The organism is Gammaproteobacteria bacterium (genome assembly GCA_015709695.1).
Classification (GTDB): Bacteria; Pseudomonadota; Gammaproteobacteria; order Steroidobacterales.
Genome location: CP054183.1, coordinates 244,794 through 258,698, shown reverse-complemented (window position 1 = coordinate 258,698; position 13,905 = coordinate 244,794). Strand labels below are relative to the sequence as shown.

The 13,905-nt window shown below is 69.8% G+C and carries 10 protein-coding genes and 1 CRISPR repeat array; of the genes, 4 read left to right on the top strand and 6 right to left on the bottom strand.

All coding sequences use genetic code 11. The features are described 5' to 3' along the window. Window positions 1-99: 99 nt before the first annotated feature. From recA to HRU81_01245, 4 genes are all read right to left on the bottom strand, one after another. On the bottom strand, window positions 100-1,164 hold the full coding sequence (gene recA / locus HRU81_01260) for a recombinase RecA (GenBank protein QOJ30845.1): 1,065 nt from the start codon (window positions 1,162-1,164) through the stop codon (window positions 100-102). A 100-nt stretch (window positions 1,165-1,264) separates the two neighbouring features. Further along, window positions 1,265-1,804, bottom strand: a complete 540-nt coding sequence (thpR, locus tag HRU81_01255; GenBank protein ID QOJ30844.1) for an RNA 2',3'-cyclic phosphodiesterase — start codon at window positions 1,802-1,804, stop codon at window positions 1,265-1,267. Beyond that, on the bottom strand, window positions 1,801-2,301 hold the full coding sequence (locus HRU81_01250) for a nicotinamide-nucleotide amidohydrolase family protein (protein QOJ30843.1): 501 nt from the start codon (window positions 2,299-2,301) through the stop codon (window positions 1,801-1,803). Before HRU81_01250 ends, thpR begins: the two co-directional genes overlap by 4 nt. A 35-nt stretch (window positions 2,302-2,336) precedes the next feature. Next, window positions 2,337-3,428, bottom strand: a complete 1,092-nt coding sequence (locus HRU81_01245; GenBank protein QOJ30842.1) for a glycosyltransferase — start codon at window positions 3,426-3,428, stop codon at window positions 2,337-2,339. Between the two features lie 87 nt (window positions 3,429-3,515). On the opposite strand from HRU81_01245, the gene mutS reads away from it, so the two are divergent. From mutS to HRU81_01225, 4 genes are all read left to right on the top strand, one after another. Beyond that, the gene (gene mutS / locus HRU81_01240) at window positions 3,516-6,077 is read left to right on the top strand and encodes a DNA mismatch repair protein MutS (protein QOJ30841.1); all 2,562 of its coding nucleotides are present in this window, start codon (window positions 3,516-3,518) and stop codon (window positions 6,075-6,077) included. Between the two features lie 132 nt (window positions 6,078-6,209). Then, window positions 6,210-7,706 carry a mechanosensitive ion channel gene (locus HRU81_01235; GenBank protein QOJ30840.1) on the top strand — a complete coding sequence of 499 codons (1,497 nt, stop codon included), beginning with the start codon at window positions 6,210-6,212 and terminating at the stop codon, window positions 7,704-7,706. Continuing rightward, window positions 7,703-8,938, top strand: a complete 1,236-nt coding sequence (locus tag HRU81_01230) for a hypothetical protein (GenBank protein ID QOJ30839.1) — start codon at window positions 7,703-7,705, stop codon at window positions 8,936-8,938. The genes HRU81_01235 and HRU81_01230 overlap by 4 nt, the downstream gene beginning before the upstream one ends. Next, entirely contained in the window at window positions 8,935-10,452 is a 1,518-nt protein-coding gene (locus tag HRU81_01225; protein QOJ30838.1) for a cation:proton antiporter, read from the top strand. Before HRU81_01230 ends, HRU81_01225 begins: the two co-directional genes overlap by 4 nt. A 236-nt stretch (window positions 10,453-10,688) precedes the next feature. Continuing rightward, a CRISPR array of direct repeats spans window positions 10,689-11,590; the repeat unit is 36 nt; unit sequence GCTTCAATGAGGCCGCGGCAATTAAGCCGCGGAAAT. Between the two features lie 207 nt (window positions 11,591-11,797). Here the strand turns inward: HRU81_01225 and cas2 are convergent. Next, window positions 11,798-12,091: a CRISPR-associated endonuclease Cas2 gene (gene cas2, locus HRU81_01220; protein ID QOJ30837.1), complete on the bottom strand. Its 294-nt coding sequence runs from the start codon at window positions 12,089-12,091 to the stop codon at window positions 11,798-11,800. Between the two features lie 4 nt (window positions 12,092-12,095). After that, window positions 12,096-13,775, bottom strand: coding sequence for a CRISPR-associated endonuclease Cas1 (gene cas1 / locus HRU81_01215; protein QOJ33230.1), 1,680 nt, complete (start codon window positions 13,773-13,775; stop codon window positions 12,096-12,098). Window positions 13,776-13,905: the final 130 nt, after the last annotated feature.

Genomic DNA, 13,905 nt, shown 5'->3' with positions numbered 1-13,905 from the left:
TGCCGGTGTTGACTTATTGACTTTTCGCACCGGTCGCGTCCCTGGCGGGAATTACCCGGCCGAAAGGTCAATAAGTGAACACCGGCACCCCCCTGCTCGTCAGGCTTCGCTGGCGGCAGCCTCGGGCTCGGCCTCGGTGTCGCGGGCAGAGGCGGCTTCGCGGGGCTCCGCGGATTTCGGCATGGCCAGGGCGCGGATCTTGCCCTCGATCTCCCGGGCCACCTCCGGATGCTGGAGCAGGTACTCGCGGGCATTCTCCTTGCCCTGCCCGATGCGCTCGCGGCCGTAGTTGAACCAGGCGCCGGACTTGGCCACCAGCCCGTGCTTGACGCCGAGCTCGATGAGCTCGCCCTCGCGCGAAACACCGTGGTTGTAGAGGATCTCGAACTCCGCCGACTTGAAGGGCGGCGCGACCTTGTTCTTCACCACCTTGACCCGTGTCTCCGCGCCGATGACTTCCTCGCCCTTCTTGATGGAGCCGATGCGGCGGATGTCCAGGCGCACGGAGGCATAGAACTTCAGCGCATTGCCGCCGGTGGTGGTCTCCGGGTTGCCGAACATGACGCCGATCTTCATGCGGATCTGGTTGATGAAGATGACGATGGTGTTGGAGCGCTTGATGTTGCCGGTGAGCTTGCGCAGCGCCTGCGACATCAGCCGCGCCTGCAGGCCGACGTGGGAATCGCCCATCTCGCCCTCGATCTCCGCCTTCGGCGTCAGCGCGGCGACGGAGTCGACGACGATGATGTCCACCGCGCCCGAGCGCACCAGCAGGTCGGTGATCTCCAGCGCCTGCTCGCCGGTGTCGGGCTGCGACACCAGCAGGTCGTTGACGTTGACGCCGAGCTTCTCGGCATAGACCGGGTCGAGCGCATGCTCGGCGTCGACGAAGGCAGCCGTGCCGCCGGCCTTCTGGCACTCGGCGATGACCTCCAGCGTCAGCGTGGTCTTGCCCGAGGATTCCGGCCCGAAGATCTCCACCACGCGGCCGCGCGGCAGGCCGCCGATGCCCAGCGCGATGTCCAGGCCGAGGGATCCGGTGGAAATCGCCTCGATGTCGCGGCTCGCGCCGCCGTCGCCGAGGCGCATGACCGAACCCTTGCCGAATTGCCGTTCGATCTGCCCGAGGGCGGCCGCGAGGGCCTTCTTGCGATTGTCGTCCATGAATTTTCCGTGGCGACCGGGTGTCGCCGCCTGTCGTGGGGAATGGCAAGGATTATTCCACAGATGTGGCTCAGCCGGTGACCCAGCGAAAGCCGCCTGTTCATCGGGAATCGGCGAACCGGGCCCGCAGTTCGTAGTGCGGGCCGGCGGGACCGGCCAGCGATTCGGCCAGCACGAAGCCGCTGGCGCGCCAGGTCACCGGCCGCGGTGGCGCAAGATCGGCTGGATTCCGCAACTTGCGCGCAAGAGTTACATGCGGCTGGAATGGACGCGGATCGGCTCGCAGGCCCGCTGCGGTGGCCAGTCCGGCGAGATCGCGGGCGAGCGACCCGAGTGCGGCCGGCACCTCGCCGCAGCCGAGCCACAGCACGCGCGCGGCCGCGAACCAGCCATAGCGGTCCATCACGAGTTCGACCCGGGGTGCCGCCAGCTGGCGCACCGCGGCCACCAGCGTCGCCTGCCGTGCTTCGGCAACCTGGCCGAGAAACAGCAGGGTCAGGTGCAGGTTGTCCGGCGGCACCGGCTGACCCCCGCAACGACGCACCGCCTCCCGGGTTTCCCGCCACAGCGCCTCACGGACCGGCGGATCGGGCCAGAGTGCGAAGAACAGGCGTCGGGCCGGCGCAGCTGCGCCCTTCACGGCGCGGTCAGCTGGACCAGCACGCCCTCCAGCGCGGCGATCACGCCCTGGCGGCGCACGGCATCGCGGTCGCCGCTGAAACGCTGCACCTGGCTGATGAGCTGCACGCCCGGCCCGGCCCAGGCAAAGCACACCGTTCCCACCGGCTTGTCCGCGGTGCCGCCGCCGGGGCCGGCGATGCCGGTCACCGCCACCGCGATCTCGGCGGCGCTGGCGAGCCGGGCACCGGTGGCCATCTGTTCGGCGACATCGGTGCTCACCGCCCCGCGCACCGCCAGCGTCTCGGCGCTGACGCCGAGCAGCGCCTGCTTGGCCTCGTCGCTGTAGGTGACGAAGCCGTAGCCGAACCAGGCGGAGCTGCCCGGCTGGTCGGTCAGTGCCTTGGCGATCCAGCCGCCGGTGCAGGACTCCGCCACGGCGAGGCGCGCACTCTTGGCAGCGAGCGCCGCGGCGATGCGCTGCACGAGCTCGGTGGACCGGGCGTCGAAGTCGGTCATGGGCGGTCTGCCTGCCTTGCTGCCGGCATGATCGGTCAACGCGACGGAGTCTCGACCAGATCGCGGTACAAGGTCAAATAGGCCTCGACCATGTCGGCCACGCGGAACTCGCGCGCCACCCAGTCCCAGGCGGCGGCGCCGAGAGACCGGCGCAGCGACTCGTTCTGCAGCAGGCCGCCGAGCGCGATGGCAAGGGCCTGCACGTCGCCCGCCCGGACCAGGTAACCGGTGCGCCCGTCCGCCACGATCTCCGGCACGCCGCCGGCGCGAAACGCCACCACCGGCACGCCGGCGGCCTCGGCCTCCAGCACCGCCAGGCCGAGGCCCTCCTCGCGCGCGGCGTGGACCAGCACGTCCAGCCGCCCGAGGAAGCAGGCGAGATCAGGGCGAAAGCCGGCGAACAGCACCGAGCGCTCCAGGCCCAGCCTGCGCACCCGCCGGCGCAGGGACGCCTCCAGCGGCCCCTGGCCGAACAGCAGCAGCCGCGCCTGCGGACAGGCGGCCGCGATCTCGCACCAGGCCTGCAGCAGCTCGGCATGACCCTTGCGGGGAATGAGCTGCGCGACGCAGCCGACCAGCTGGCAGCGCGGATCGAGGGAGAGTTCCCGGGCCAGCCGCTCGCGCGACCACGCCGGTTCCTGCAGCGCCGGTTCCACGGCGCTGCGGATCAGGGCCAGGCGTGGCGCGCGCAGGCCCGCTGCCTCCAGCTGCCGGCGGATCGCCGTGGAGATCGCCACCACCCGCCCGTAGGGCCGGTACTTCAGCCGCGACAGCGGCCCATCGTCGCGGTCCACGCGGCGTGTGAGCAGGGCCGGGATGCCGGCGCGCCGCGCGGCGAGGCCGCCGAACCAGTCGGCGCCACGACGGCTGTGCACATGCACGAGGTCGGGCTGCAGCTCGCGCAGCAGCGCGGTGAAGCGGCCGATGAAGCCGAGGTCGTGGTCACCGCGCATCGGCAGCTCGCGCAGGGCCAGGCCCAGGCGGCGCGCCTCGGCGGCCAGCTGCCCGCCGGCAGTGCAGGCCAGCGTGCCCTCCATGCCCCGGGCCTCGAGACCGCGCATGAGGACGAGGGCCTGGCGGGCGCCACCATAGGGATGACGGCCGGTTTCCAGGTGCACGACATGCATCGGCGCACTCTGCCGCCGGCACCCGGGCCGGTCAATCCGTCGCGGGGCTTGCACGCCGTGCGCAAATAGCCTCCCATAGCGTCCCCGATGAGCAGCCCCGACCCGAAGCCCGCCAGCGACAGCGCCGCGCACACGCCGGTGATGCAGCAGTACCTGCGCATCAAGGCGGAATTCCCCGACATGCTGCTGTTCTACCGCATGGGTGACTTCTACGAGCTGTTCTTCGAGGATGCGCGCCGCGCCGCCCGGCTGCTCGACATCACGCTGACCACGCGCGGCCAGTCCGCCGGCGCACCGATTCCCATGGCGGGCGTGCCCTGTCACGCCGCGGAGAGCTACCTGGCGCGCCTCGTCCGCCAGGGCGAATCGGTGGCCCTCTGCGAGCAGATCGGCGACCCGCGCACCGCGAAGGGTCCGGTGGAGCGCCGCGTGGTGCGCGTGGTGACACCCGGCACGCTGACCGACGAGGCGCTGCTGGAGACGCGGCGCGACAACCTCATCGCCGCGGTCTGCCGCGGCCGCGATGCCATCGGCCTGGCCTGGCTGGAACTCTCCGCCGGGCGCTTCTGCGTCACCCAGCTGGCGCGCGAGGACGAGCTGGCCAACGAACTCGAGCGGCTCAAGCCCGCGGAGGTGCTGGTCGAGGAAGGCACGACGGCCACCGCCGGCCTGCAGGGCGTGAAGGAGCGTCCACCCTGGCACTTCGAGGCCGATGCCGCGCGGCGCACGCTGTGCGCGCAGCTGGGCACGCGCGATCTCGCCGGCTTCGGCTGCGAGGAGCTGGTCGAGGCGGTGCGCGCCGCCGGCTGCCTGCTCCAGTACGTCAAGGACACCCAGCGCAGCGCGCTGCCCCATGTCGAACGCATCAGCACCGAGCATCGCGACGAGGCGCTGCTGATGGATGCCGCCACCCGGCGCAACCTCGAGCTGGACTCGAGCCTGGCCGGGCGTGCCGGGCACACGCTGGCCGGCGTGCTCGACCACTGCGCCACTCCCATGGGCAGCCGGCTGCTGCGCCGCTGGATCAACCGGCCGCTGCGCGACCAGGCGCTGCTCAACCGGCGCTATCAGGCGCTCGAGGTGCTGCAGGCACAGCCCCCCGCCGGGCTGGCCGATACGCTCGGGGCCATCGGCGACCTCGAGCGCATCCTCGCGCGCGTCGCCATGCGTTCGGCGCGCCCGCGCGACCTGGCGCAGCTGCGCCTCGCGCTGCAGCTCCTGCCGCAGGTCCGCGCCGCACTGGCCGCCTGCGATTCCCCGCTGCTGGCCATGCTGGCGGGGCGCATGGGCGAGCATGTCGGCGAACGCGCGCTGCTCGAGCGCGCGCTGGTCGACAATCCGCCGATGCTGGTCCGCGACGGCGGTGTCATCGCCGCCGGCTTCGATGCCGCGCTCGACGAGCTGCGCGACATCGCCGGCAATGCCGACAAGTACCTCCTCGACCTCGAGCGGCGCGAGCGCGAGCGCACCGGCCTGCCCTCGCTGAAGGTGGGCTACAACCGGATCCACGGCTTCTACATCGAGCTGACGCGGGCCCAGGCCGCCAGCGCCCCGGCCGACTACATCCGCCGCCAGACGCTCAAGGGGACCGAGCGCTACGTGACGGCGGAACTCCAGGAATTCGAGGGCAAGGTGCTCTCCGCGCGCGAGCGCGCGCTCGCCCGCGAGAAGGATCTCTACGAGCAGCTTCTCGATGCCCTGCTGGCGGTGCTGCCCGCGCTGCGCAGCCTGGCCGAGGCGCTCGCCGAGGCCGATGTGCTCGACACCCTCGCGCGCCGCGCGGCGGAGCTCGGCTACTGCCGGCCCGAGCTGACCGCCGAGCCGGTGTTCTCGCTGCGCGCCGGCCGCCATCCGGTCGTCGAGCAGGTCCTCGAGGGCCCCTTCATCGCCAACGACCTCGAGCTCGGCCCCGGCCGCCGGCTGCTGGTGATCACCGGGCCGAACATGGGCGGCAAGTCCACCTACATGCGCCAGACCGCGCTGATCGCCATCCTCGCCCACATCGGCAGCTTCGTGCCGGCGGATGCCGCGCGCATCGGCCCTCTGGACCGCATCTTCACCCGCATCGGCGCCGCCGACGATCTCGCGGGAGGCCGCTCGACCTTCATGGTGGAGATGACCGAGACCGCCAACATCCTCAACAACGCCACCGCGCAGAGCCTGGTGCTGATGGACGAGGTGGGCCGCGGCACCAGCACCTTCGACGGCCTGTCGCTGGCCTGGGCGGCGGCGCACTTCATTGGCGAGCGCATCGGCGCCCTCACGCTGTTCGCCACCCATTACTTCGAGCTGACCGCGCTGGCCGCGGAAGTCCCCGGCTGCGCCAACGTGCACCTCGACGCCACCAGCCATGGCGAGCAGCTGATCTTCATGCACACGGTCAGGGACGGCCCGGCCAACCAGAGCTACGGGCTGCAGGTCGCCTCGCTCGCCGGCGTGCCCGGCACCGTGATTGGCCGTGCGCGCAGCTATCTCGCCGAACTCGAACGCCAGACCCGCGAGCATCGCCAGCCGCGCCCGCAGGCCGAGCTCGACCTGCGCCCAGCGCCGGTCGCCGACCCGCTGCGCGAGGCGCTCGGCCGGATGGACCCGGACCGCATGTCGCCGCGCGAGGCGCTGGATGCGATCTATCAGCTGAAGAAGCTGTAGTCCCGCCGGGACCGGTCCATGCCGGACTGTGGTGTAATCAGCGGGCCGTGTCCGGAGAACAGGGCCCGTATGGAGCTGACCCCGCGCCACCCTCCCCCCGCTGCCAGGCAGGACCGTCGACTGCAACGAAGTGTGATCGCCCTGCTGGCCTGTGCCGTGCTGGCGACCGCGGCGCATGCACAGGCTCCCGATGCCACACCGCAGGCCGCCCCGCCCGCGGTCGAGGCGGCCGCGGCACCCGCGACCAGACCCGCCGAGGTGCGCGTGGGTGATACCGTCGTCTTCAGCCTGCGTGCGGAGTACGCGGGGCGCAGCGCCGCGCTGCGGGCACGCGCCGCCAACGATGCGCTGCACGACGTGCTCGGCACCCGGGATGAGGAGGTGCGCATCGAGCATGTCGGCGGGGCCGCGGCGATCTATGTCGGCACGCATCCTGTCGTGCAGCTGGTGCCCGCGGATGCGGCACTGGCGGGGGACGCCAGCCTCGCCGTGCACGCCGATCGCATCGCCGCCGAAATCCGCGCCGCCCTCAAGGCGGAGCGCACCCGCAGTGCGGTGGCCGGCGGCATTTTCGGCGTCTCGCTCGCAGTGCTGTTCGCCGTGCTGGCTGTCTTCCTGCTGCGGCGGGCCTGGCAGCTGTGCGATCGTGCCGCGGACTGGCTGGAAACCCGGCCCGAGGAGGTGCCGGCGCTGCGGCTGCGGGCCATCGAGCTGCTCGGGCGTGCCACGGTGCGCACGGCGCTGTCGCTGGGGGTCGCGGTCGGGCGCTGGATCGCCCTGCTGGGGCTGGTCTATGCCTGGCTCATCGCCACCTTCTCGCTGTTCGAGGGCACGCGCAGCCTCACCGGGCAGCTGACCGGCGCCCTGCTCAGCCCCCTCGCCACGCTCGCCTCGCGCGTGGCGGCGGCGGTGCCGCTGCTGGTGATCCTGATCTTCGCGCTGCTCACCCTGGCGCTGCTGCTGCGCGCGGTGCGGCTGTTCTTCCGCGAGGTGGCCCGCGGCACCACGCCCGTCAGCTGGCTGCCGCGGGACCTCGCGGCGCCCACCGGCACGCTGGTCGAGATCGCACTGGTCGTGCTGGCGCTGCTGCTGGTCGCCCCGGTCATCACCGGCAACACCGAGGGTGCGGCACCGCGGATGGGCCTGCTGGTGCTGGCGGCGCTGGCCCTGGCCACCGTGCCGCTGGCCGCCACGGCCATGGTGGGCATCGCCACGCTCTTTGGCCGCTGGCTGTCCGTGGGCGACTGCATCGAGATCGGCAGCTGCAGCGGACAGGTGGTGCGTCTCGGCCTGCTGGAGATGACGCTGCGCGATGCCGCCGGCAGCGAACTGCGGGTACCGCACCTGGCGCGGCTGCTGCATCCGCTCCGCAGGCACGGGCACATGCCGCTCATCGTCATCTCGCTGCCGGTCGAACGCGAGCTGGCCACGCCCGGGCTGGCTGCACGCCTGGCGCGTGCCCTCGCACCGCTCGGCAGCGGCGAGGCGGTGCGCCTGGTGGAAATCGGCGAGACCCAGGCCACGCTCGAACTGGCCATCAGCAGCCCTGCCGACGATGCGCGCTCGGCCTGCCTGTGGGCCGCACTGGCCGAGCTCGAAGCCGCCCGGCGCGGTCGCGCTGCATCTTGAGTCCCTACGCCATCCTCGCCGGGTTGCTGGCGCTCGCCTGGGCGGGCGGCGCGCTCGCCCGCCCGGCAGGGCAGCGCGCGTCGGGCCTGCCCTCGGGTACCGAGTTCCTGCTGGCGGGCATGCTCGTCGGTCCGCTCGGCCTCGGTGCCGTGACCCGTCCGACACTCGATGCCCTGGCGCCGCTGACCCTGGTGGCCGCCTCCTGGCTGGCACTGCTGGCGGGCAGTGAACTCGGCCATGTCCACCGGCGACGCGTCCCCGCAACGCGCCTGCTGCTGGGCCTGGCGCTGAGCCTCGCCGGTTTCGCGGCCATCGCCCTGGTTGCCTGGTGGCTGGGACCGATGCTCCTGGCACTCGATGACAATGAGCGGCTGCTGCTCGCGATCGGGCTGGGTTGCGCCGGCGGCGAGACCGCCCGCACGGCGTTGTTCTGGGGTGTGCACCGGCTGGCGGCCGGCGGGCCGCTGCACGATGCGCTGGGCGATCTCGCCAGCGCCGACGACATGGTGCCGCTGGCCGGCCTGGCACTGCTGTTCGCCCTGGACGCCCAGCCGGGGAGTGCCGCGATACACGCCATGCCGCTGCTGGCGCTGGCGGTCACTCTGGGGCTGGGGATCGCTGCCGGTGCCATGGCCGGCGCGCTCACCCGGGTGGAGACCCGCCTGACCGAGCGCTGGGGCATCCTGCTCGGCACTGCGCTGATTGCCATCGGCCTGGCCGCGCTGCTCGGCCTGGCCGCGCCGGCGGCGCTCGCGGTGATGGGTGTGACGCTGAACCTGCTGGCCCGCGACGGCGCCTCGCTGCGGGCGATGCTGGCTTCCACCGCGCGGCCCGTGCTGTTGCCGGTGGTGGCCCTGGCCGGCGCGCAGCTCGACCTTCGTGATGGCCAGGCCCTGTGGATCGTGGTCGCACTGGTGCCGGCCCTGCGCCTGGCCATCAAGCTCCCGGCCCTGGCGGTGCTGCGCCGGCACCTGCAGCTTGCCGTGGCGCCCACTGCCTGGACAGGCCTGGCACTGATGGGCTGCGGACCCGTCACCCTCTGCGTGGGCGTGGTGGTGGCGATTCAGTTCCCGGGACCGGTCGGGCGACTGGTGCTGGCGGGCTGCCTCGCTGCCATCCTCGTCGGCGAGCTGCTCGGGCCGCCCGCGCTGCGCCGCGAGCTGCAGCGTGCGGGCGAATGGCCGGCCACGGGCCGGCGGGAGCCCCTGCGCACGACGGCGCGGCCTTCATGAGCGCCGCGGACAAGCCCTGGTCGGTGCGCCTCCTGCAGCTGCTGATGCTGCTCGCCACGCTGGCCCTGGCCTGGGGCGTGCAACAGGCGAACGACACCTTGGAATCCGGCGTCCCCGCGGCCGTGGCCGGACTCGGCCTGCTCCTGCTGGCCGGCACGCTGGTCAGCGAACTGGCCGAAGTCGTCGGCCTGCCGCACCTCACCGGCTATCTGCTGGCGGGCATCCTCGTCGGCCCGCATGTGCTCGCCTTCGTCGACCATGACACGGTGGAACGGCTCGGCGTGCTCAACGAGCTGGCGCTGGCGCTCATCGCGCTCGCCGGCGGCGCGGAGCTGCGCATCGACAGCCTGCGCCGCGCCGCGCGCAGCCTCGTCTGGGCCCATCTGTTGCAGATCGTGGCGATCATCGTCGTCGTGGGCGGCACCTTCGTGGCCTTGCGCGGCCACCTGCCCTTCCTCGACGGCATGGGCCTGGTGCCGACGCTGATGGTGGCCCTGCTCTGGGGCGTGCTGGCGACCACCCGCAGCCCGTCGGCCGTGCTCGGCGTGTTCGCGCAGCTTCGGCCCCGGGGCCCGTTGAGCGAAATGACCCTGGCCTTCGTCATGTCGTCGGACATCGTGGTGATCCTGCTGCTGGCCGTCGCCCTGGCGGTGGCCCGTCTCGGCATCGACCCTTCTGCCGGCCTCGATCCCGCCATCTTTTCCGAAATGGGGCACGAACTACTGGGCAGCACGGCGCTGGGCACCACGCTGGGCGTCCTCATCGCGACCTACCTGTGGTTCAGCCGGCGGCGCAACGGCGGCAATGTCGCCGCCAGCACCTCCGGCGCCCCGGCAGCGGCATCCGCCATTCCCGCGGCGGAGGATGAAAGCGGGCGCGGCCTGCTGCTGATCCTGCTGGTGCTGGGCCTGCCGATGTCGGCCCTGCTCAAGTATGTCCACCTCGACCCGCTGCTCGCCTTCATGGTGGCCGGGTTCGCGGTGCAGAACTTCTCGCGGGGCGGCGAGCGGCTGCTGCACGCCGTGGAGCACACCGGCGCCATCGTCTTCGTGATCTTCTTCGCCACCGCCGGCGCGCACCTCGACCTGCCGGGCTTCGCCGCCATCTGGCCGGTGGCGCTGGTCCTGGCCGGCGTGCGTATCGTCGTGACGCTGGTGGCCGCGCGGGCTGCCAGCCGCATCGCCGGCGATGCGCCGCTCATCCGCCGCTGGGGCTGGTCGGGCATGGTGTCGCAGGCCGGGCTGGCGCTGGGCGTGGCACTGGTGATCGTGCGCGAGTTCCCCGAATTTGGCGCGGGCTTTGCCACCCTGGCCGTCGGTGTCGTCGGCATCAACGAGATGCTGGGGCCGGTGCTGCTGAAGCTGGCCCTCGATCGCGCCGGTGAATCCGCTGGCACGCTCCACGACACCGCGGCGGCGCCGGCCGCCTCAGACCCCCAGCTCCACCCCGCCCCGCTCCGGCTTCAGCGGCCCGGGCGCCTTCCAGCGCACCCAGAGGCCGAAGAGCACGACTAGCACGGTGATGGTGCCGACCATCTCGAACACGGCGTGCGGGCCGATGGCGTCGAACAGGCGGCCGCCGATGCGGCGAATAACAACTACGCGTTGTCGGCCATCACCTCCGTAAGGCTGCCGCAATCACTCAGCGGAAAGAAATGGGATGGGCGGGCTGACAATGCGTTGTCATTCCCGGCTCCGGTTAGGCCGCGGAGATGCGCCAAGCAGAGCGAGCGGCCGCCCGTTGGTGCGTTGCTTCAATGAGGCCGCGGCAATTAAGCCGCGGAAATGCTAGGGGTCGACTGGCGGTTCCACGACCTCCGGGCGCTTCAATGAGGCCGCGGCAATTAAGCCGCGGAAATGCAGCCCGAATCGCCAACATTGCCGTCTGGAAATCGCTTCAATGAGGCCGCGGCAATTAAGCCGCGGAAATCCAGTCGCCGGCCCAGCGGTCGCGGCCGTCCTGATGCTTCAATGAGGCCGCGGCAATTAAGCCGCGGAAATCTCCACATCCGTTCCAGGGGCTGGCTCGCTCGTTGCGCTTCAATGAGGCCGCGGCAATTAAGCCGCGGAAATGCGGCCGCGACCGATCGGTCGATCTCAGCCTCGCTGGCTTCAATGAGGCCGCGGCAATTAAGCCGCGGAAATTTTCGAGGGCGCGACCTTCGACGGAATGATCGACCTGCTTCAATGAGGCCGCGGCAATTAAGCCGCGGAAATGACAGACTTTTTGCCTGTTTCCCGCCAGACAGACAGAGCTTCAATGAGGCCGCGGCAATTAAGCCGCGGAAATGGCGGAATCGCTGCACCAGCCGGCGTCCTGAACGCTGCTTCAATGAGGCCGCGGCAATTAAGCCGCGGAAATGCAGCGCAGGTGAGCGCCTATGCGGCGTATTGCCGGGGCTTCAATGAGGCCGCGGCAATTAAGCCGCGGAAATCATCCGAGAGCAGCGCGAGCTGTTCGAGGCCCGTGCTTCAATGAGGCCGCGGCAATTAAGCCGCGGAAATGGAGCCCGCACCGCCAGCGCCCGAGACCCTCGACATGGGCTTCAATGAGGCCGCGGCAATTAAGCCGCGGAAATGATGGCGAGCGCGCTGCGCAGGCAGTTGTACGCGGCCGCTTCAATGAGGCCGCGGCAATTAAGCCGCGGAAATGGCCCGCCCGCCAATTCCAATGCCGGCATGGGCTTGTGAGTCCGCATGCGAGCGCTCGGATCTCGCCACTGCACAAAGGTTGCACGGCCAACACGCAGATACGTCGTGTGAGCGTCAACATGCTGTTTATTAAAGAACTCCGCCTACGCGAGCGCTTCCCGAGGTTTCCGACACCACTACAGCGCTCGCGCATGCAGGCAGCGTCAAATCACACAATAACCGGGGCTCGTACCACCGGTTCGAATGACTTGCCCAAGCTTATCACCCGCGGTGTCACCTGGTCTGCCGGCCCAAGATCCATGAACAATACGTGGTCCTTCGTGTGGTTGATGACGCCATCCAGAAGGGCAACGAGTTCAGCATGGCGCTGGCGACTCATCCGGCACTGGAACACAGAGAACTGCAGCCACTCGCCATAACCATTCATGAGCCCGAATACCCGCCGCCAGCGCTTCGCGTCACCGATGTCATAGGTCACGATAAACAGGTGCTCCTCACGCATCGCCTCACCTTGTGGTGAATTCCGGATAGTCGTCCAGTTCTCCCAGCAGGTGCCGCGCCAGCAGCCGTGCCTGCAGTTCCAGCAACCGACGATAGCTCAGCTTGTATCCGAAAACCGGATGGGTAATCTCATGTGACAGGCGACGCTCGAATGCGGCGATGAAGCGCTTGCGTCCATCCGCGGTAAGGGCCACGCTGCCCGCCGCACTGATGAAATCCGTCGGACGCACCTCGCCGTTGTTGATCGCCTGCAGAACACTCGAATCGGCGATCAGTGGCCGGAACGACTCCATCATGTCCAGCGCCAGTGCCGGTCGACCGTAACGTGGCTGATGATAGAAGCCCCGATAGGCATCGAATCCGACTGCCGTCAGCACGACGGTCCAGCTCCGCGTGAGCAGCGTGTACGCATACGATAGCAAGGCATTGACGGGATCGGTGGGCGGGCGTCGATTACGCGTCGTGAAATCAAATGCAAGCGACTGGTCTGGCCCCCTGCTCAACATCCCGGCGAAAGCGGAGAAGTAGCGGGCTGCCGCCTGGCCTTCGGCACCGAGCAGCTCACCAAGGTCTCCTGCCCGCTGTGCACGTCGCAGATCCTGCTGAAAGCCATCGACCAGATCCGCGGGTGCCGCATCCTCTTTCCAGTTTCGCCGCAGCATGGTTCGCTGGTTGCGGATCTTGGCGATGACGAATGCTTTCGCCAGCCGCAGGCACCACGAGGAATCGAAGCTCGCGCGATACTGTGCCGTGCGGATTTCCACATTCTTGTGGCCGGTGCCAACGCTGTGGCCGAGAAACCAGCCACCGAAGGAATGCCAGGATATCGGTACCTCCCGGGCCATCAGCTCGTGCAAGGTGGGCGTGGTCACATAGACCTGCCCCATGAGGACAAGCTGCGAGACATCCAGAAGCCGCACGGTCTGCACCTTCTGGTCTTCAACGGAAATTTCCAGGGTCTCGCCCTTCTTGGCAATCTTGGCGCCACGTGCCTGCACATAGAGAGGCAGCGCCTCGTCCCTAGCTATGGCCAGTGGACGCGGCGATGACTCCCGGGTGCGCAGGAACGCGAGCTCATCGGGCAGGCAGATCGTCACCAGGGAACAGCGGGGGCACTTCGGGCTGTCGTCCAGTGGCGGGGGGAGCTGACCGCCGACGGCTACCAGACGCAGGCCGTCGATGGCGTTGCGGGTGAGTGCCTTCAGTTCATCATCGAAGATGACACGAACACGCTCGCGACTTTCGGTGAAGCAGAGAATTCCCTCCTCGCAGACATACCCGTGCTCGGCCAGGATCAGTCCCTGCACGCAAAGCTGTACCCGCTCCGGATCGTACGCACCGCGTGGCACATGCGGTCGCCGGCCTCGCTTGTAGTCGACAGGCGTGACGTGATCGCCCTCACCTTCGACCAGGTCCATACGGGCAATCAGGCCCAAACGGTTGGAGGACAGGGTGATCGAGCGTGCGTGGACACGCTCCCCTTCGTCGATCTCCCCGGCCGGGGGCAACTTTCCCCGTGCCTGGTCCACCCGGCGGTGTGCATGCCGGCCATCCACCGTGTCTGACGAATCTGCCCACTCACCCTGCACCCACTCGAGATAGGCCAGACGCGGGCAATACTGGAACTCGTTGACCATGCGTGCCGGCAGCAACGGGAGGTCACCAGCCAGCTCCGGGAATGGCATTGGCAGATCGGGCTGGGCTGCGCCAGGAGCAACGGCGTCGTCCTTCACTACCCCACCTCCGCTGACCAGCGCCTTTTCCTGCAGTGTGCCGGCGCCCCCAGACGGGCCCGCCTTTGCGGCAGCTCCAGCG